The organism is Mycobacterium bohemicum DSM 44277 (genome assembly GCF_001053185.1).
Lineage (GTDB): Bacteria > Actinomycetota > Actinomycetes > Mycobacteriales > Mycobacteriaceae > Mycobacterium > Mycobacterium bohemicum.
Map to the genome: position 1 here is coordinate 1890933 of NZ_CSTD01000001.1, position 19797 is coordinate 1910729.

Sequence of the window (19797 nt, forward strand, 5' to 3'; positions counted from 1 at the left end):
ACGGTAGGGAGAGAGGATGCCCTCACTGCGCGCACCGGCCGTCTTCGTTGCGGCCGTGACGGCTATCGCGCTGGCGCCGCCGGCCGTTGCCGATCCGATGGATCCGATTCCGGGCAACGGCGTTTTCGTCGTGGGACCCGACATCGCGCCGGGCCTCTACCACACGGGCGGGTCGGCGTCCGCCTTCGGGGTGTGGATCAACGACGTTCCGACACAGGGCTCGATGTGCTCGTGGTTCACCTACAGCACCCCCGATGCGGCCAAGGACCATGTGCTCCAGACCAATACGTCCATCGGCCCGATGTATGCCAACATCAACACGTCGGTCAAGGCATTCGAGTCGCAGAACTGCCAGCCCTGGACGCGGGTTCCTTAGGACCGGCCCGCCGCGACCAGCATCTCCCGCAGGCGAAGGACGTCGACCTTGCCGGTGCCCCCGCGCGGTACGTCGTCGTCGGAGTCCAGCAGCAGCCAGAGCGTCGGGATCTTGAAGGAGCTCAACAGCTCTCGCGCCGAGGAGGTCAACTGCCCGACGTCGAGGGGCTCGCGGCACACGACGGCCGCGCCCACGCGTTGCCCCGCCGCCCCCGGCACGTTGGTGACGAAGGCGTTCTCGACGCCGGCGATGGAGCGCAGCGCGCGTTCGACCTCGCCGGGATAGACGGTTGCCCCGCTGACCTTGAACATGTCGTCGGATCGGCCGTGGTAGAACAGGAACCCGTTCTCGTCCAGGTGGCCGACGTCGCCGGTCGGATAGAAGCCGTCGACGGTGAACACGTCCTCGCGGCTGCGGCCGCAGATGCCGCGCAGCGTGTGCGGCCCCCGGATCTGGATCTCACCGGCCTTCCCCGGCGCGACGGGCACTCCGCCCTCGGGGCCGGCGATGCGAACCTCCATGCCCACAAACGGCTTTCCGCAGCTGCCCCAGGCCTCCATCGGCATGTCGGTGTCGGCGGGAAATCCACAGTAGGGCCCGAACGCCTCGGTCATCCCGAAGAGCGTCGCCCGCGCGCCCCGTGCGGCGCGCTGCTCGGGTGGCAGCAGGGCCTGCAGGCTTCCGGGTCGCAGCGACGAGAGGTCGGCGCCGACCGCAGCGGCGTGTCGCGCCAGGGCCTCGGCCTGATCGGGCCAGCCGCGAAACAGGGTGACGCGCTCGGTTTCCAGCAATCGCAGCGTCCCCTCGGGTCGGGGGATACCCTCGGTCACCAGGGTGGCGCCGGCGCACAGCGCGGACAGGATCCCGCCGCCGAAGCCGCCCACCCAGAAGAAGGGCATCGGCAGGTACAACCGGGTTTCGGCCGTGATGCACCGCGCCGCAAGGCCCGACCGCACGGCGCCCAGCGCGCTGTGGTGGGAGTGCTGAACCCCTTTGGGAGCGCCGCCGCTGCCCGAGGTGAACATGATGGCCAGCGGGTCGGCCGGGCTCACCGTGTCGGCCACGGCGTCGACGACCCGGCGCGCCGTGTCGCCGGCCGCGGCCCGGGCGAGCTGGTCGGCCGTCCACGTCTCTCGCAGGGCGGGCAGTTCGGTGCGCGGCAACGCGCGAACGTCGTCCAGATAGCGGTGGCCGCGGAATTCCTCGACGCTGAGCAGGAATTGGACCGACGCCGCCCGCAACTGGGCGACCAGCTCACCGGCCTTGAGCAGGGTGCTGAGCGGCACCAGGACGGCGCCGAGGCGGCCCAGCGCGATGGCCATCTGCACCCAGCGGACCCCGTTCGGCATGATCAGCCCGACCCGGGTGCCCTTTCCGACCCCGGCGTCGACAAAGCTCGCGGCCAACTCCGTTGTGCTGGAGTCCAACTCGCGATAGCTCAACCGGGACGCCGGATCGACCACCATCGGCTTGGAGCCGTGCCGCGTCGCCTGCTCGCGCACCAACCGACCGATGGTGTCAGGCATCGAAGAGCTTCCGCAGTCGCTGGGTGTCCACCTTTCCGCTGGACAGCAGCGGGACCTTAGCGCGGGGCAGGGCGAGGAACCGCCTGGGGATCTTGTAGGCGGACAGCTCGGTCCGGAGGCGCTCGCGCAGCGCGGCCTCGTCGAAGGCCAAGCCCTCCGGCTGGGCGATGACCGCAGCCACCAGCTGTCCCCGATCGGCGTCGGGGATGCCGACCACGTAGGCCGTCAGGCCGCCCGTTACTTTGGCGATGGCGTTCTCCACCTCGGGCGCCGAGACATTGGCGCCCGAGGTCTTGATCATCGCGCCGCGCCGGCCGGCGAAATAGAAGAAGCCGTCGTCGTCGGTGCGCACCAGATCTCCGGTGTGAAACCAGCCGTCGGCGTCGAAGGACTCCTCGCGGCTGCGCCGGTGGTAGCGCTGCATCACGTACGGCCCGCGGATGCACAGCTCGCCGACCCCCGAGGCGTCGGGCTTCAGGATCATGGTGTCGAAGCCGGGCGCCGGTTTGCCGAAGGACCCACGCCGGCTTTCCGGCTGATCGGACTCGTCCGCGCTGATCAGCACGACGCTGCCGGCTTCGGTCAGGCCCAACATGTTGTGCCGCAGCTCCGGGTCTTTCGGCCGGGCAGCCGGGGCCATGATGGGGTACAGGTTGCCCCGCCGCATCGAGGACAGGTCGCGGCTCGCGAAGCTCGGATGCTCGGCGAGGTGGGCGACGGCCGCCGCGAAACCGTTGGTGCTTGTCGGCTTTTCGGCCTCGAGCAGGTCGAGGGTTTCACCGGCGTCGGTGGCGTTGGAGCACACCAGCGTCGATCCGGCCAGCAGCGTGGCAAGCAACCCGAAGGCGAACCCGCCGATCCAGAAGAAGGGCGAATTGCAGAACAGCCTGTCCTCGGCCGTCAATCCGCGGATCTCGTTGAGGTTGCGCTGATGTGCCAGCAGTGCGCCGTGCGTGTGCACCACCCCCTTGGGCGTGCTGGTCGACCCCGAGGTGTAGACGATGGTCAGCGGATCGCATCCCGCCACGTCGTCCTGCATCGCGTCCAGCAGGGGCGGTTCGACGTCGTCGGCCAAGCGGTAGAAGCGCCCGATATCCCGGACGCGCCGGGTCGCGCCCGGCCCGTAGCTAATGCCCACCTGACGCAGTTGCGGTGCGGCGGTGGCGAACAACCGGCCGTTCGAGTCAAAGTCGGGATCACCGACCACCTCCGCGAGCCGCGCCGCGTAGTCGTGCGAGCGGAACGACGCGGCGGCCAGCAGGATTTCGACGTCGCTGTCGACGAGCTGCTCGCGCATCTCGCGGGCGGTCATGAAGGTGGAGAACGGGATCACGACGGCGCCGATGCGCGCGGCGGCCAGCATCGCGGTGACGAACTCGGTCCCGTTCGGGTAGAGCAACCCGACGTGCGTGCCCTTGCCGGCGCCGAGGGCGATCAAGCCGCGGGCGAGCCGGGCGGAGCGGCGATCGGCCTCGGCGTACGTGATGCGGTCGGTGTCGCAGACCAGAAGCGGGTGGCCGCCCCGCGCGCCGGCCTGCTCGCGCAGTACCTCACCGATGGTGACGTCAGTGGACATGCTGGGCGGCGGCTTCCCGACCGACCTCGAAGAACCGCTTGACGGCGCCGAGATCGGCTTTGCCGGAGGGCGTTCGGGGGATCGCGTCGACGATCGCGATGTCGGTGGGAATCTCGTAGCGCGCCAGCCTGGTTCGCAAGTAGTCGGCCAGCAGCCCGGCATCGGCGGACGCGGACGCACGCAGTTCCACCATGGCGACCGGCGTCTCGCCCAGGCGCGGGTCGGCTCGACCGACCACCGCCGCGCCGGCCACCGCCGGGTGGGCCTCCAGCGCGGTACGCACATCGTCGGGCATCACCTTGAAACCGCCGCGGATGATGGCCTGATCGGCGCGGCCCAGGATCCACAGGAATCCGTCGGCGTCGATTCGCGCGAGGTCGGTGGTCCGCATCCACCGCGCCGACGGACCAAGCTGACCCGGCTTGACCTCCAGCAGCCCGACCTCGTCGGGCCCGAGCGGCGCGCCGTGGTCGTCGACCACGCGCAGCTGGGCACCGGGGCTGGCCCGCCCTACGCTGCCGCGCTTGGCCCGCCAGTAACGCCGGTGATCGGCCAGAGTCCAGCCCGCCACGCCGCCGCCGAATTCGGTTGCGGCATAAGACGTCAGGACGGGGATGCCGAACTTGCCGGTGAACGCGTCGGCGTCGTCGGCCGACAGCGGCGCGGTCCCGCAGGTGACGGCGCGAATGCCGGCGAGGTCGTCCCGGGTCAGGTCGGAGTGCAGGACCTCCCGCAGGGCGGCGGGCACCAGCGAGACCGCGCCGGGCCGGTGCGCGCGCACCGCCCGCGCCCACACGGCGAGTTCGAACCGTTCCAGGAGGACGAACGAACGAGCCTCGGCGACACACTGCAGCACCCGGAAAACCCCGCCGATGTGCACCAACGGGGAGTTGACGATCGCGACGCCGCGGCGCAACTCGGTGGGCGGTGCGGCGTCGGGATCGGAGCCCATCACGCTGCGCGCCAGCATGTCGTAGCCGAGGTCGACCCGCTTGGGCGGGCCGGTCGTCCCGCTGGTGAGCATGCGCACCGCGGCATCGGAATGGCTTGCGGCGGGATGCAGTTGGGGCCGGGGCGATCCCGGTCGGTCCTCCAGCGCGGCCGTTATCGGCGCCGTCGGGATCCCGGACGGCCCGGTCACGAGACGGGCCAGGTCGTCGCCCTCACCGACGATGAGCGGTAGACGCAGCGCCTCGATGTCGCGCCGCGTGCGTTCGTCGCCTCGGGCGGGATTGATGACGACGACCGTCGCGCCGGCCAGCAGCACCCCCAGGAAGGCCGCCACGTGACCGGGCCGGTTGCGCAGCAGCATGCCCACCTCCGGCCCGCGTTCGGCGGCCAGCGATGCGACCCGCCCCGCCGAGTGGGCCAGCCCCGCCCACGACGCCCACCGCCCGTCGTACTCGATCGCCGGCGAATCCGGTTCCAGATTCAGGACATCGGCGATGCGCCGACTGAGGCGATGCGCGGGCATCAGCGGATCTCGGGCTGGCGGGGCACCACCTTGCCCCGGGCGGCGAGTTCCGCCGTGCCGAGCGGGTTCCCGAGCCGGGTGTAGATGAGCCCCTGGTCCAGCGCCGCGCGATAGGGCTTGTCGAGCGACTCCCAGATCGCTTTGACAGTGCCCTGGGTCGCCGAGGGCGGCTTGGCGGCGATGGCCGCCGCGAGCTCGTGGGCCCGGTCCCATAACCGGTCCGGCGCGACGACCTCGGACACCAATCCGATCCGCAGCGCGGTGTCGGCGCTCACCCGTTCGTCGTTGCCCATCAGCGCGATCCGCAGCGTCTCACCCAGGCCGATGCGCCGCATCAGGCCGATCGGCTCCAATGCGCACACCAGGCCGGCCGACACATGAGAGTCGAAAAACGTTGCGTCGTCCGAACAGATGACCACGTCGGACTCATTGATGAAATAGAACGCGCCCGCCGTGCACATTCCTTGCACGGCGCAGACCACGGGCTTGAACATCTTTTGCCACTTCGGGCTGAGCGACTCACCGGGATCCTCGTGATTCCAGACGTTGTCGGGCTGCCCGTAGGGGGTCTTGATGTCCAGGCCGGCGCTGAACGCCCGGTCGCCCGCCGCCCGCAGCACCACCGCGTGCACCGACTCATCAAGCTTGACCAATCGCCACGCGCGGGCCATCTCCCCGCACATGGCGCGGTCGAACGCGTTGAGCCGCTCGGGCCGATTCAGCGTGATCGTCGCGACGTGATCGGCCGCGTCGACGTCGAGCAGCAGGGTTTCAAAGCCTCCGGTCATCGGCACTGCCAATTCGGCTGCCGCTTCTCGGCGAACGCCTTCGGGCCTTCCAGCGCGTCCTCGGTTCGCAGGACCCGTTCGCGGAACGTTTCGGCGAGCATCTCGGCCTCGTGCAGCGGGAGGTCGAGGCCCTTGAGCATCGCCAGCCGGGTGCCCCGGACCGCCAGCGGCGCATTGGAGTTGACGATGCCGGCGATCTCGTGGGCCCGCTCCATGAGGCGCTCGTGCTCGACGATCTCACTGATCAGCCCGAGCTCGAAAGCCCGCTCGACGCTCATGCGCTCGTGCTTGCCCATCAACGCCATGCGCACGGCGATCGATCGGGGGAGCACCCGCGCCAGCCGCACCATCTCACGCCCGGCCACCAGTCCGATGCTGACGTGCGGATCGAAGAACGTCGCCCGGTCGGACGCAATGACGATGTCCGACGTGGTGACCCAGTCGAGTCCGGCGCCGCAGCACAGGCCGTTGACCGCGGTGAGCACCGGCTTGGCCATTCGCCGAAACGGCGGAGTGCCCTCCTGCGGCGCCTCCCACTGTTCGTACGTCGACAGGTAGGGCCGTTCGTAGATCACCTTGCCGTCCCCGGGGATGGCTTTGACGTCCGCCCCGGTGCAGAAGGCGCGCCCCGTGCCGGTGACGATGAGCAGCCACACCTCGTCGTCGTTCTCCGCTTCGTCGTAGGCGGCACGAAGTTCGGCGATCATGTGGGGGCTCAGCGCGTTGAGGGCGTCCGGGCGGTTCAAGGTGATGGTGGCGGTATGGCCCTCGACGTCGTAGTCGATGGTGTCGAACGAGTCAGCCATCCGTGCTCCCTTCCCGGTCGCCGATCATCGGCCCTGGAATTTCGGGTCGCGCCGTTGCCGAAAGGCCTCCAGGCCCTCCTTGAAATCTGCTGTCCGGCATGCGAGTTCTAGGTTGAACAGCTCCTGCGCCAGCGACTCGCTCAGCGACGAATGCAGGCCGAAGGCCAGCGCCTGCTTGGCCAGCCCGGTCGCCACCGTCGGCCCGCTCGCCAGCCGGCCCAGCAGTTGCTCCGCGGCGTCGTCGAGTTCGGGCGCTTGTACCACCCGGTGGATCAGGCCCCAGTCGGCGGCATCGCTTCCGGCCACCTTCTCGCCGAGCAGGAGCATCCGCCTGGCTCGCGCCAGCCCGACCAGCCGGGGCAGCAGCCAGGTGGACCCCGAATCCGGGCTGAAGCCCCGATCTACGAACGGCTCCCAGAACACCGCATCCGTTGCCGCCACGGTGAAATCGGCCGCCAGCGCGAGGTTGCAGCCGAAACCGGCCGCCCATCCGCGCACGCTGCAGACCACCGGCAGCTGAATGCCGTGCACGAGCTCGATGACGCGGTGCGCGGCGTGCGGAACCCGTCGCACCAAGTCGCCGGCGCGGGGCCGCCGGCCGCCGCTGCTGTTGGTGCCCACCCAGTCCACTCCGGCGCAGAAGTCGTCACCGGCGCCGCGCAGGTGAACCGCCCGCAACGAATCATCGGCGGCGGCGTCGGTCAGCGCCTCGACGAGCGCCCGGATCATGAATGGAGTCAAAGAATTACGGCGGGTTGGGCGATCCAGCGCGATTCGCAGAACCGCACCGTCGCGTAAAACGGTCACCGACCCATCGGCGCCGGCCGCGTCGGCCTCGTGACTCACCGTCGAATCCGGCCTTTCCTGCCGATACGGTTACCCATACGGTAAACAATACGATTGCTACGGTGTATAAGTTAGCAAGGAATCGCTGCCGACGGAAACGCCCCGCGAGGCCGGGTGGAAAGAGGGTGCACGATGCGCACTGGCGATGCCCGGTTCGGCGAAGCGCCCCTTGCCCAGACGGTGGCCGCGGCCGGCGCCATCCGCCGGCTGGCCGCCCTGCTGCTGTCCCTCGAGCACCCGCACCCGGCGGTCGACGCGATGCTGACGAAGTGCGCCGACTGGGAAACCGAGCTCGCGGCCGCGGCCCCGCCGGACATGGCGCCGCGGATCGGTGAACTCGCCGGCGATCAACGGCGGGTGTACCTCAACCACGCCACCGACATCGGCTCGTACAACCCGTGCTTTCCGGAGTACCGCTTCGACCACCTCGATCCCGGGCGGGCCACCGGACGCGTCTGCTTTCCCCTCGTCTACGAGGGACCGCCCGGACTCGTGCACGGTGGGTTCCTGGGCGTCTTCTTCGACTGCGTTATCCAGCACCACAATTGCGTGACCGGACGCTCCGGCAAGACGCGGTCGCTGGGTGTCACCTTCCGCAGGCCGACGCCGTTGCTGACCGACCTCGACTTCGACATCGCGCGCGAACAGACCGAGCGGGGCGTCACCTCGACGGCGCGGCTCTTGCTCGACGGCGACGTGCTGTGTACCGGCGAGGTCAACACGCTGGCCTCGCCGCCGAACCAGCTGGCCGGATCCAGGTTCGGCGGGCGGCGGAAGGAGTCCCGGACATGACTGCCCCGAGCGAGGCGGACGACCGCGTGCTTTTCGAGGTCGATTCCGACCGGCGAATCGCGACGATCACCCTGAACAATCCCAAGCGGCGCAACTCCTATGACGCGTCGATGCGCGACAGCATCGCGCGCCATCTCGACCGCGTGGCCGAAGACGACGACATCACCGTGGTGCTGCTGCGGGGCGCCGGCGGCGTCTTCAGTGCCGGGGCCGACATGAACAACGCCTACGGCTGGTACGGCGGCGACGACAAGCGGCGTCCCAGCCAGCGCCGCCGGCTTACCGTTGATCGCAAGTCATTTGGCTTCTACCACAACTTGATGGGTTTCCCGAAGGTGACGATCGGGGAGATCGCCGGGTACGCCCTGGGCGGCGGCTTCGAGATGGCCCTGATGACCGACATTTCCGTCGTCGCACGCGACACCAAGATCGGCATGCCGGCCACCCGGTTCCTGGGTCCTGCGCTCGGCAGCCTGCACATGTTCTTCCATCGGCTCGGGCCGGTCCTGGCCAGGCGGCTGCTGCTGACGGGCGACATCATCGAGGCGGGCGAGGTCGAGGGCCTCGGGATCTTCACGGAGACATGCGATCCCGGCGCCGTGACGGCACGGGCCAGGTATTGGGCGGAGAAGGCGGCCAGGATGCCCGCCGACGGGGTCGTCATCGCCAAAGAGGCGTTCCGCCTCGTCGAGCAGACCCAGGCCTACCAGGGCGAGGAGGTCGCGAGCTACCTGTTCCACGCCTTCGGCACCAACCTGCAATTCGCGCCGGGCGAGTTCAACTTCGTCAAGACCCGCGCGGAGCACGGGGCCAAGGAGGCGTTCCGCCTGCGCGACGAGCATTTCGACGTGCCGGAACCGGACGCGTAGCGGCGGCCCGCGGGGCGGCCGAACCACTTCTGCCACAGCAGTTTCGGCGCCGCCGGTATCGGCACTCTGCCCGCCTCATAGCGACAATCCCGGCGGCGGCCGGTCGAGCCGGCGCTTGTCGCTATGAGGCGGGCACATCCCGTGTCCCCGCCGACGGAGACGCGTGGGGCGCATGTGATTCGCAGCGTCCCCGGGTCGCGTCAGGAGACGCCGCCGACGTCAACGCGCCGCGGGCGCCTTGGCCGTCTTGCGCTGCCGGGAGGAGGGCGACTTCGCCGCCCGCGAGCCCTTCTCGATCAGGCCGGCCGCATGGTCGAGGATGCAGTCCAGGCCGTATTCGAAATTGGTTTCGTCCGGCGCCCCGATGCGGTGCCCCTGCCTGGTCACCTGGGAGATCAGGGGAGTGGTCGCCGGATCGATCGACACGGCGTCGTCGATGGCGCGCGGCCCGCTGTCCGCCGACTGATTCTTTTCGGAAAGTCGGTGCAGCACAACGGATCCCCGGACGTGCAACGAGACCGCGGAGTAGGTGTCGAAGGCGTCCTCGGGTGACAGTCCCGCTTCCACCAGGTTGGCGATCGCGCGCTCCATCTCCTGAGCGCCCACTCGCGCGGCCCTCGGACTGAGCGCGGCGCGGATCAAAATCAGGTCGCACAGAATTGGGTTGCCCATGAACGTCTTACGCATCAGGCGGGCGTGGTTGCGCAACGTTTCGCGCCAGTCGCTGGCTTCCACATAGGGGGTGGCGAACACGTACTTGCTCAGAGCGCGGTCGGTCATCGCGTTGAGCAGATCGTCCTTCTTGCGGAAGTACCAGTAGATGCTGGTGACGCCGACGCCGAGGTGCTTGCCCAGCAGCGGCATGCTCAGGTTGTCGATGGAGACCTGCTCCGCGAGATCGAATGCGCCGCTGATGATGTCGTCGGGGTTGATGGACCCGCGCTCGCGGCGCTGACGTTTGTCGGCGGTTGCCTGCTTTGCCACTACGGGCACCTCCATCAACGGTTGTCCGGTCACCGACTGCGCGCCGTCACTCGCGGGCGCCTCACATCGGCACTTTTGTGCGGTTCTTCGTCTGCTACTGTAATACCTATCGTAGGCTTTCTGGTACAACTGGCTGAACGGGCGAACATGACCGGTCACAAGCCGTTTGACAGGTCACCGGCGCCGCCGCGGATCGGGCCATGGATTCAGGGCCGACCGGGAGGAGTGCACCATGGCCACAGCGGGCGAGGCGCGTTCGTGGGCGCGCACGGCTCTGCGCGGAATCGGTGATTCGCTGTACACCCCGTTCCGCGGGCCCGACGGCGACGACATCGACTGGGACGCCTACCGGACGCTGGTGCGCTACTGCGTGCGCGACCTCGGGCATCCGATGCTGTGGTGCACCAGTGGCATCTCCGAATTCTGGTCGCTGACCATCGACGAACGTAAACGCTTGCTGGAGATCGCAATCGACGAAGGCCGCAAGGAAAATCCTGACGTCGTCGTGCAGGCGTGCACCGCGTCGATGACGGCCAAGGACTGCCTGGAGCTGACCTTGCACGCCCAGCAGGTGGGCGCGGACATCGCCTACATCCAGACACCGATGATGGAACTGCACGGCGGGGAAGGGGCGCTGCGCTTCTTCTCCTACATCGCGTCCCGCACGGACATCGCGCTGGGCATGTTCAATTCCCCGTCGTCCGGTTACGTGCTGAGCCCGGCCGAGAGCGCCCGCATCTACCAGGAGGTGCCCGCGGTCTGCGCCACCAAGGAAGGGGCCTTCCGCCCCGCCAGCAGCCGGCTGCTGCACCAGTTGGCGCCGGACCTGGTGCTCTGGGAATGCGACAGGACGGTCTACCGCGCGGGCTGGCTGCGCGACGGGATCGTGTCCGCGGCGCAACTCGGCACCGCCGGCTACCTGTTCGAGACGCCGACGCGACGGTTGTTGTCCGAGTACTGGAACCTGGTGTGGGCCGGCAAGCTCATCGAGGCCATGGACTATGGACGCGAATCCGGCCTGGACCAGTTCGACGTCGACCTTGGCTCGTGGTGGACGTGCTACCCGGGGCGGCCCGATTACTTCACCCACTGGGGCGGCGCGTTCAAGTACGCCGCGTCGCTGCTCGGCCTGCCGATCGGCGACTATCCACACTCCCGGCCGCCGCAAGCGGAACTGCCCGCCGAGGCCAAGGCCCAGATCGAGAAGGCCTATCGCCGCCTCGGCCTCCTCGGAGTCGCGCCCTGAGATCGCTTGTGCCGAAACTGATCACACTCAAGAAAGGATCGCCGAAATGCTCACCCTGGGTGTCCTCGGCTGGATCATCATCGGTGGTCTGGCCGGCTGGATCGGCAGCAAGATCATGAGAACCGACGGCCAGATGGGCATCGTCCTCAACGTGGTGGTCGGCGTCGTCGGGGGCTTGATCGGCGGATTCCTGCTGCGCGGCTTCGGGGTCAACGTGGCCGGTAAGGGCCTGCTGTTCTCGTTTCTCACCTGCCTGCTGGGAGCCGTGATCCTGCTGGCGATCGTCAAACTGATCAGGCGCGGGCGCATATCGGATTAGCGGCGGGGTGAGTGCGCCGTCGGAGGGTTCCCGGCGGCCCAAATCCCCTGCTGGAGGCTGGGTTCGCGGGGCCCTGAACGAGGTTGTGGAATGCGCTACCGATAGGTATACAGTATGCGTACAAAGTCGGGTGGGATCCGGGGCGAGGAGGTGCCGCAGCAGATGCCAGGCAGCGACGACCCTTCCGGCGACGCCGTGCTCTACGAGGCCACGGCGAGCGGCGTCGCGATCCTGACGTTCAATCGCCCGGAGCGGCTCAACGCGTGGGGTCCCGACATCGCCGCCGGGTTCTACGCCGCGATCGACCGAGCGGAGGCCGACCCGGCGATCCGCGTGATCGTGCTGACCGGCCGGGGTAGAGGGTTCTGCGCCGGGGCTTATCTGGGCGCGCCGGGTTCCGCGCCGAAGGTCGGCGAGACGATGGAGAGGGCCGCCAAGACGGGCCTGGCCGACCTGGTCGGCGAGCGGCCACCGCATTTCGTCACCACGCTCCGCAAGCCCGTCGTCGCAGCCATCAACGGATCCTGTGTCGGAATCGGCCTCACCCAGGCGCTGATGTGCGACGTCCGGTTCGCCGCCGCGGGGGCCAAGTTCGCGGCGGTCTTCGCGCGCCGCGGGCTGATCGCCGAATTCGGCATCTCCTGGATACTGCCACGCCTGACCGGCTGGGGCGCCGCTCTGGACCTGCTGTTGAGCGGGCGCACCTTCCTCGCCGAGGAGGCCGCCGAACTCGGCCTGGTCAAGGAGGTGGTCGCGCCGCAAGACCTGATGCCGCGGGCGCTGGCGTACGCCGAGGACATCGCGGCGAACTGCTCGCCGGCGTCCATGGCGGTGATCAAACATCAGGTCTACGGCGACGCCAGTCGCGATGTCGTGGAAGCGACTTCGCGTGCCGAGGTCCTGCTGCACGAGGCGATGCCGAGACCGGACGTCGTCGAGGGCATCACCAGCTTCCTTCAGAAGCGGCCGCCGCGGTTTCCGTCCCTCAGCTCGACCGACGCCCAGGCTTCGCCGGTCCACCGGAAAGGATGATCATGGCCACCTTGGGTTATCAGCCGATCGACGTCGACAACCACTACTACGAGCCGCTGGATGCGTTCACCCGCCATCTGGACAAGAGGTTCAAGCGCCGCGGCGTGCAGATGCTGCGCGACGGCAAGCGCACGTGGGCCGTCATCGGCGACCGGGTCAACCACTTCATCCCGAACCCGACGTTCGACCCGATCATCGTCCCGGGCTGCCTGGACCTGCTGTTCCGCGGCGAGATCCCCGAAGGCGTCGACCCGGCGTCGCTGATGAAGGTCGAGCGGCTGGGCGAACATCCCGAATACCAGAACCGCGACGCGCGGATCTCCGTCATGGACACCCAGGACATCGAAACGGTGTTCATGCTGCCGACATTCGGCTGCGGTGTCGAGGAGGCGCTCAAGCACGACATCGAGGCGACCATGGCGTCGGTGCACGCGTTCAACCTGTGGCTCGACGAGGACTGGGGCTTCGACCGGCCCGACCGCCGAATCATCGCCGCGCCGATCATTTCGCTGGCCGACCCGGCCGGTGCGGTCGACGAGGTCGAGTTCGTGCTGGCGCGCGGCGCCAAGCTGGTGCTGGTGCGCCCGGCCCCGGTGCCCGGCGTCGTCAAGCCGAGGTCACTGGGCGACCCCAGCCACGACCCGGTATGGGCGCGCCTGGCCGAGGCCGGGGTGCCGGTGGGCTTCCACCTGTCCGACAGCGGCTACCTGCACATCGCGGCGCAGTGGGGCGGCAAGGCGACGTTCGAGGGGTTCGGCGACAAGGACCCGTTGGACACGGTGCTCCTCGACGACCGTGCCATCCACGACACCATGGCCTCGATGATCGTGCACGGCGTGTTCACCCGGCACCCCAAGCTCAGGGCGGTCAGCATCGAGAACGGCTCCTACTTCGTGCACCGGCTGGTCAAGCGGCTGAAGAAGGCGGCCAACAACTACCCGCGGCATTTCCCCGAGGATCCGGTGGAGCAGCTGCGCAACAACGTGTGGATCGCCCCCTACTACGAGGACGATCTGCCCGAGCTGGCCCGGCTCATCGGCGTCGAGAAGATCTTGTTCGGCTCCGACTGGCCGCACGGCGAAGGCCTCGAGTCGCCGGTGTCGTTCACCGAAGAGCTCACGGCCTTCAGCGAGTCCGACATCCGAAAGATCATGCGCGACAACGCGCTGGACCTGCTCGGGGTCCAAGTCGGATCGACCGCTTAGCGCTCCCCATGAGCGAATGGACCATAGGCGCGGTTCTCGACGCCATCGCCGACGTCATCCCCGACCGGACGATGACCGTGTGCGGCGACCGCCGCAGCACCTTCGGCCAGTCGGCCGACCGCACCCGCCGGCTGGCGAACTTCCTGGCCGGCAAGGGGTTCGGGGCGCACCGGGAGCGGGCGGGCCTGCGGAACTGGGAATGCGGCCAGGACCGCGTCGCCCTGATCATGCACAACGACCTGTACCCCGACATGGTCATCGGGTGCCTCAAGGCGAGAACCGTCCCGGTGAACATCAACTACCACTACACGCCGCGCGAGGTCGGCGAGCTGCTCGACTACGTGCGGCCGCGGGCGATCATCTTCCACCGCGCGCTGGGCGCGAAGTTCGCCGAGGCGCTGGCCCGTGACGGCGTCGACCTGTTGTTGTCGGTCGACGACGCCAGCGCCGCGCCGGACTCGGTGGGTGCGGTGCCGCTGGATGACGCGCTGGCTCAGGGGGATAGCGACCAGAGCGTCACGCCCTCGCCGGACGACCTGTTGATGATCTGCACCGGCGGAACCACCGGCCGGCCCAAAGGCGTGCTGTGGCGACAGTCCGACATCTATGTGTCGTCGATGGTGGGCGCCGATCACGCCTCCGCCCGAGAAATCCACGACAAGGTGCGCGGCAACGCCGGCGCGCCGTGGTTCGCCGTTTCGCCGCTCATGCACGCGGCGGGCATGTGGACGGCGTTCGCCGCGATCATGGCCGGCACCAGCGTCGTGCTGTACGACACCAGCAGGAAACTGGAGCCGCACACGGTGTGGGAGACGGCGCAGCGCGAGCGGGTCGGCATGATGACCATGGTCGGGGACGCCTACGCCGCGCCACTGGTCGCGGAGTTGCGGCGCGGCTCCTACGACTTGTCCTCGCTGTACGCGATCGGCACCGGCGGCGCCGCGACCAATCCGAAATACCAACGCGCCCTGCTGGAACTGCTACCCCAGATCACCCTGATCAACGGCTACGGCTCATCGGAAACCGGAAACATGGGGTTCGGCCACAGCCGGCAGGGAACCCGAACCGACACCTTCACGCTGCGCGAGGGCGGGCTGGTCGCCTCCGAGGACTACAGCCACTTCCTGACGCCCGGCGAACCGGGGGTGGGCTGGGCGGCGCGCGAGGGGCGAATCCCGCTGGGATACTTCAACGATCCGGAGGCCACCGGCAAGACCTTCCCCGAGATCGCCGGCAAGCGGGTGGTGATATCGGGCGACCGCGCCGCCCTCGAGCCGGACGGGACGCTGCGGCTCTTCGGCCGCGACTCGTTGGTGGTCAACACCGGCGGGGAGAAGGTCTTCGTCGAGGAGGTCGAGGAGGTGCTGCGCGCGCACCCCGCCGTTGCCGACGCGCTCGTCGTCGGCCGACCGAGCGAACGATGGGGCGAAGAACTTGCCGCCCTCGTCGAACTCCGTGCTGCCGCAACACCCGAAGAGCTGCATGGCCACTGCACCGCCCGACTGGCTGCGTTCAAGGTGCCCAAGGAATTTCTGTTCGTCGACCACGTCCACCGCCTGGGCAATGGGAAGGCCGATTACCGTTGGGCGAAAGCCCAAGCGGTCCAACACGCCACCGAGAAGGCGCCGATGCCGACATGAAAGCCATTGATTGCCTGGTCAACGTGCACTTCGGCGAAATCGGGCAGCAACCGACGTGGATGCTGAAGGTGCGCGACGACTACTTCAAGGGGCCCGACTCGATGTTCGAGCCGGTCGACCTGTCGGCGCTGCTCGACGAAATGGACGCCCACGACGTACGCACGGCCATCCTGATGGACAACCTCGCCAAGCCGTCGGTGACGGCGCGCAAGTTCGTCGACGCGAGGCCGGACCGTTTCGCATTGGCCATGGGCGGGATGAACCTGCTGCGGCCGATGCCGTCGCTGCGCGAGCTCACCGCGGTCGTCGGCGATCTCCCCGTCGCGTACGCCGTTGTGGGACCCAGCTTTTGGGGCGACGGCCAGTATCCGCCCAGCGACGCCGTCTACTACCCCCTCTACACCAAGTGCGCCGAGCTCGGGCTGCCGCTGTGCATCAACACCGGTATCCCCGGGCCTCCGATCCCGGGGGAGGTGCAGAACCCGATTCACCTCGACCGGGTGTGCGTGCGCTTCCCGGAACTGAAGCTGTGCATGATCCACGGAGCCGACCCGTGGTGGGACGTCGCGATCAGGCTGCTGCTCAAATACGCCAACTTGCGCCTGATGACGTCGGCCTGGTCGCCGAAGCGGCTGCCGGAGAGCCTGCTGCACTACATGCGCACGCGTGGGCCCGACAGGGTGATCTTCGCGTCGGACTGGCCGGTGCTGAAGATGCGCCGCGTCATTCCCGAGGCGTCGGGACTCGACCTGCCCCCAGACGTGCTCGAAAACTACCTTTACAACAACGCGCGGGATTTCTTTTTCGGTGGCCAGGAGGAGCGCTGAGCATGGACCGTTACGAACTACGCAGGCTCGACTACAGCCTGACGCCGGATCACGAGGCGGTGCAGGCCGCCTACCGCGACTTCTTCAAAACCCACTGCTCCATCGAAACGGTCCGCGCCGCGGAGGAATCCGGGTTCGACAAGAACCTGTGGGAGCGGTTGTGCGCGATGGGCGCGACGACGATGGCGCTGCCGGAGTCGGCCGGCGGGGACGGCGCGACGCTCGTCGACCTGACACTGGTTGCCGAGGAGATCGGCCGCTCGCTGGCCCCGGTCCCGTGGATCGACCAGGTCTGCGCGGCCCGGCTGCTGGCCAGGCTCGGCGCCGCGGACCCCGACGTCGTGCACGGCACGCGGCTTGCGGGCCTGGATCCCCAGCACGACACCGTCTCGGGCGCCCGGCTCATTCCCACCGGATCGATCGCCGATCAGATCATCGTCCGCGACGGCACCGAGGTGGTGCGCCTGATCTTCGACACCCGCCCGGCCAAGGTGGACAACATCGGCCGGCTGCCGATGGCATGGGTGGACCCGGCGGCCGCCGACCGTCGCAGCGTGCTGGCCGGCGGACCCGACGCGCTGGCGCATTATCAACGGGCCCTTGACGAATGGCGGGTTCTGACCGCCGCGGCGTTGGTGGGCCTGGTGGAGGAGACCATGACCATCGCCGCGGAGTTCGCCAAGACCCGCTATACGTTGGGCGTGCCCATCTCCACGCTGCAGGGCATCTCGCATCCGCTGGCCAACATCGCGATCACCGTGCAGGGGGGCCGCAACCTGGCGCGGCGCGCGGCATGGTTTTTGGACAACGAGCCCGACGAACGCCCGGAGCTGGCGCCCTCGGCGTTCGTCTTCATGGCCGAGGAGGCGGCGAAGGCCGCGACCATGGCGGTGCACGTGCAGGGCGGCCTCGGAGTCTCCGCGGAGGCGGCCGCGACGGCCTATCTGGTGCGGGCCCGCGGCTGGCCGCTGGCCGGCGGCGACCCGGGCGCCAGCGCCAAATACATCGGGGAGCTCGTCGCCGCCCGCGAGAGCCGAAAGGACGCGTAAGTGGATTTCTCAAGGGTCGCGCTGTCCGACGAGGACCGCGAATTCCAGCTACAGGCAAGAGATTTTCTGCGCGCGCACGTGACCGACGAGGTCAGGCGCCGCGACCGCGAGACCGGCGACAACTTCGACGAGGGGGTCCACCTGGCGCTGGGCGCCGCCGGCTACCTCGAGCGCGAGTGGAAAGCCGAGGCCGACGGCGGCTTCACCCGGGTGCGTCGGCGCATCTGGGAACTGGAGAAGCGGCGCGCGCACGTGCCCTGGGTGACGTGGGGCACCACCGCCATGGTGGCCCGCTCCGTGGCCAGGTTCGGTTCGCAGGAGCTGCAGGACGAGGTGCTGCCCGGGGTCTTCACCGGCCACGTCCGGCTGTGCCTGGGATACACCGAGCCCGAAGGCGGGTCCGACGTGGCCACCTGCAAGACCCGCGCGGTGCGGGAGGCGGATGGATCGAGCTGGATCATCAACGGCTCCAAGATGTTCACCACCGGAGCACACAACTGCCAGTACGTCTTCCTCATCACCAACACCGACCCCGATGCTCCCAAACACAAAAGCCTGACGATGTTCCTGGTGCCGCTGAACTCACCGGGCATCGAGATCCAGGGCATCCGCACCGTCGACGGCGACCGCACCAACATCGTCTACTACAGCGACGTGCGCGTCGACGACAAGTACCGCCTGGGCGACGCGAACGCCGGCTGGACGGTGCTGCGCGAGCCGCTCAACGTCGAGCACGGCGCGGTGGCGGCCGCCCCCGACGGGCTGCAGGACGTGTCGATCATGATGCATCAGGCCGGTTTCATGGCCGACGCGGTGGACAAGGCCGCGGCCAGGTCGGCGGCGCGGGATCCCAACGGCCGCAGGCTCATCGACGACTCCTCCGTCGCCTACCGGCTGGGCCGCAGCGCCGCCCGGATGGAAGCGGCGCTGAGCGCCCCGGGCATCTTCGGCCGGGTCGCCATCGCGCAGACGATGCGCGACATCTCACCGGACCTGATGGACATCCTCGGCACGGCGTCCGCGCTGCCGGCCGGCACCGACGGCGCGGCGGACGACGGCGCCGCCGAGTACACGTACCGCTTCGCCCCACTGGTCGGGATCTACGGCGGCACCCTGGAGGTTTTCCGCAACATGATCGCGCAATACGTGCTCGGCCTGGGCAAGCCCGCGTACGCGCCGGTCGCCAAGAAAGTGTCCTGACGGCGCCGGTCTACGCGATCGCGCCGGACTCCTTGAGCTCGGCGATGCGGTCCCAGTCCATGCCCAGCTCCAGCAGAACCAGCTCGGTGTGTTCGGAAGCCTGCGGAGCCCTCGTCGTCTCCAACGGCTCGTGGTTGAATTGGACCGGCCCGCGCACCACCTTGAACGGCGTTCCGCCACTGGCCAGTTCGACCTCGGCGATCATGTCGTTGGCGATGGCCTGCTCATCGTCGGCGAGGTCGATGAGGCTCTGGAAGGGTGCCCACTGGCCCTTCATCGTCTTCAGGTGCTGGCGCCAGTAGTCAAACGGCTTGGCGGCGAACGCCTTCGCGATGAGCTCCGCGGCCGCGTCGGCGTTCTGGATCAGCGGCAGGACCTCGGCGAAGCGCGGGTCGTCCGCCGCCTCGGGAATGCCGAGGTGCTCGAAGGTGTCGCGGATGCAACCCGTCGGGCTGATGATGCACAGGTTGATCGTCCCCCCGTCGGACGTCAGGTAGTTACCCATGAAGGGATTGACCGACGCGCCCGACCCCGGCATGGGCGAGCGCATGACCTCGCCGGTCTCCATGCCCTGCGTCACGCTCGCGCCGGCGGCCCACCAGGCGGTGCTCAGCAACGACACATCGACCTCGAGGGCCTCACCGGTCCGCTCGCGATGCAGCAGCGCCGCCGAGATACCTCCCGCGATGTTCATGCCGCCGATGGAGTCGCCGAACGCGGGAATGCCTTGTCCCAGCGCGCCGCCCAACTCCTCCGGGGTCAGGGCGTAGCCGATCCCGCTGCGGGTCCAGAACGCCGTCCCGTCGTAGCCGCCGACGCCCCGTTCGGGCCCCTTGTCGCCGTATGCCGTCCCGCGCGCGTAGACGATGTTCGGGTTCACCGCGCGGATGTGCTCGACGTCGAACCCGTTCTTCTGCCGCTGCGCCGGCATATAGTTGGTCAAGAACACGTCCGAGGTCTTGGCCAGTTCGTAGAGCACCTCCTGGCCACCCGGCGTGGAGACATCGATGCCGACGCTGCGCTTGCCGCGGTTGGGATGCTCCATCAGCGGGTGGCGTTCCGGGTTGACCTGAATGCCACCCATGTTGAGGAAGCCGCGCTGCGTGTCGCCGCGCACGGGATGCTCGACCTTGATGACGTCGGCGCCCCAGTCGGCGAGGATGGCTCCCGCCGCCGGTACGAACGTGAACTGCGCAACCTCCAGGACCCGAAAGCCCGCCATCACCTTCACCATTTGACGAC

General features: G+C 68.6%; 19 protein-coding genes. 11 read left to right on the forward strand and 8 right to left on the reverse strand.

The window, feature by feature from the left end; all coding sequences use genetic code 11:
• Positions 1-16: 16 nt before the first annotated feature.
• On the forward strand, positions 17-376 hold the full coding sequence (locus BN971_RS08635; protein ID WP_085183167.1) for an Rv1352/Rv1906c domain-containing protein: 360 nt from the start codon (positions 17-19) through the stop codon (positions 374-376).
• On the opposite strand, the gene BN971_RS08640 is transcribed toward BN971_RS08635, so the two are convergent.
• From BN971_RS08640 to BN971_RS08665, 6 genes are read right to left on the reverse strand one after another with little or no spacing between them, the layout of a single operon-like run.
• Positions 373-1902: a class I adenylate-forming enzyme family protein gene (locus BN971_RS08640; protein WP_085183166.1), complete on the reverse strand. Its 1530-nt coding sequence runs from the start codon at positions 1900-1902 to the stop codon at positions 373-375. The genes BN971_RS08635 and BN971_RS08640 overlap by 4 nt on opposite strands.
• Positions 1895-3478 carry a class I adenylate-forming enzyme family protein gene (locus BN971_RS08645; protein ID WP_085183165.1) on the reverse strand — a complete coding sequence of 528 codons (1584 nt, stop codon included), beginning with the start codon at positions 3476-3478 and terminating at the stop codon, positions 1895-1897. Before BN971_RS08645 ends, BN971_RS08640 begins: the two co-directional genes overlap by 8 nt.
• On the reverse strand, positions 3468-4952 hold the full coding sequence (locus tag BN971_RS08650; RefSeq protein ID WP_085183164.1) for a class I adenylate-forming enzyme family protein: 1485 nt from the start codon (positions 4950-4952) through the stop codon (positions 3468-3470). The genes BN971_RS08645 and BN971_RS08650 overlap by 11 nt, the downstream gene beginning before the upstream one ends.
• Entirely contained in the window at positions 4952-5740 is a 789-nt protein-coding gene (locus BN971_RS08655; protein ID WP_085183274.1) for an enoyl-CoA hydratase/isomerase family protein, read from the reverse strand. Before BN971_RS08655 ends, BN971_RS08650 begins: the two co-directional genes overlap by 1 nt.
• Positions 5737-6546 (reverse strand): enoyl-CoA hydratase/isomerase family protein, encoded by an 810-nt coding sequence (locus BN971_RS08660; RefSeq protein ID WP_085183163.1) that lies wholly within the window; start codon positions 6544-6546, stop codon positions 5737-5739. Before BN971_RS08660 ends, BN971_RS08655 begins: the two co-directional genes overlap by 4 nt.
• 24 nt (positions 6547-6570) lie before the next feature.
• Complete coding sequence (locus tag BN971_RS08665; RefSeq protein ID WP_085183162.1) at positions 6571-7392, reverse strand: enoyl-CoA hydratase/isomerase family protein; 822 nt, start codon at positions 7390-7392, stop codon at positions 6571-6573.
• 132 nt (positions 7393-7524) lie between these two features.
• Between BN971_RS08665 and BN971_RS08670 the strand changes: the two genes are divergently transcribed.
• The gene (locus BN971_RS08670) at positions 7525-8184 is read left to right on the forward strand and encodes a hotdog family protein (protein ID WP_085183161.1); all 660 of its coding nucleotides are present in this window, start codon (positions 7525-7527) and stop codon (positions 8182-8184) included.
• Positions 8181-9053 carry an enoyl-CoA hydratase/isomerase family protein gene (locus tag BN971_RS08675; RefSeq protein ID WP_085183160.1) on the forward strand — a complete coding sequence of 291 codons (873 nt, stop codon included), beginning with the start codon at positions 8181-8183 and terminating at the stop codon, positions 9051-9053. The genes BN971_RS08670 and BN971_RS08675 overlap by 4 nt, the downstream gene beginning before the upstream one ends.
• A 219-nt stretch (positions 9054-9272) precedes the next feature.
• Here BN971_RS08675 and BN971_RS08680 read toward each other — a convergent pair whose 3' ends face one another.
• On the reverse strand, positions 9273-10052 hold the full coding sequence (locus BN971_RS08680; protein ID WP_085183273.1) for a TetR/AcrR family transcriptional regulator: 780 nt from the start codon (positions 10050-10052) through the stop codon (positions 9273-9275).
• A gap of 217 nt (positions 10053-10269) precedes the next feature.
• Here BN971_RS08680 and BN971_RS08685 point away from each other — a divergent pair, with 217 nt between their 5' ends.
• The 8 genes from BN971_RS08685 (at position 10270) to BN971_RS08720 (ending at position 18555) form a co-directional block, all read left to right on the forward strand.
• A complete protein-coding gene (locus BN971_RS08685; protein WP_085183159.1) occupies positions 10270-11283 on the forward strand; it encodes a dihydrodipicolinate synthase family protein in 1014 nt (337 codons plus the stop codon).
• A gap of 46 nt (positions 11284-11329) precedes the next feature.
• Complete coding sequence (locus BN971_RS08690) at positions 11330-11602, forward strand: GlsB/YeaQ/YmgE family stress response membrane protein (protein WP_085183158.1); 273 nt, start codon at positions 11330-11332, stop codon at positions 11600-11602.
• A 162-nt stretch (positions 11603-11764) separates the two neighbouring features.
• A complete protein-coding gene (locus tag BN971_RS08695; protein ID WP_085183272.1) occupies positions 11765-12634 on the forward strand; it encodes an enoyl-CoA hydratase in 870 nt (289 codons plus the stop codon).
• A 2-nt stretch (positions 12635-12636) separates the two neighbouring features.
• Positions 12637-13839: an amidohydrolase family protein gene (locus BN971_RS08700; protein WP_085183271.1), complete on the forward strand. Its 1203-nt coding sequence runs from the start codon at positions 12637-12639 to the stop codon at positions 13837-13839.
• Positions 13840-13847: 8 nt separating this feature from the next.
• The gene (locus BN971_RS08705; protein WP_085183157.1) at positions 13848-15479 is read left to right on the forward strand and encodes an acyl-CoA synthetase; all 1632 of its coding nucleotides are present in this window, start codon (positions 13848-13850) and stop codon (positions 15477-15479) included.
• On the forward strand, positions 15476-16306 hold the full coding sequence (locus BN971_RS08710; protein WP_085183156.1) for an amidohydrolase family protein: 831 nt from the start codon (positions 15476-15478) through the stop codon (positions 16304-16306). Before BN971_RS08705 ends, BN971_RS08710 begins: the two co-directional genes overlap by 4 nt.
• A gap of 2 nt (positions 16307-16308) precedes the next feature.
• Positions 16309-17355 carry an acyl-CoA dehydrogenase family protein gene (locus BN971_RS08715; protein WP_085183155.1) on the forward strand — a complete coding sequence of 349 codons (1047 nt, stop codon included), beginning with the start codon at positions 16309-16311 and terminating at the stop codon, positions 17353-17355.
• Entirely contained in the window at positions 17356-18555 is a 1200-nt protein-coding gene (locus BN971_RS08720) for an acyl-CoA dehydrogenase family protein (protein ID WP_085183154.1), read from the forward strand.
• A 10-nt stretch (positions 18556-18565) separates the two neighbouring features.
• On the opposite strand, the gene BN971_RS08725 is transcribed toward BN971_RS08720, so the two are convergent.
• The gene (locus BN971_RS08725) at positions 18566-19777 is read right to left on the reverse strand and encodes a CaiB/BaiF CoA transferase family protein (protein WP_085183270.1); all 1212 of its coding nucleotides are present in this window, start codon (positions 19775-19777) and stop codon (positions 18566-18568) included.
• Positions 19778-19797: the final 20 nt, after the last annotated feature.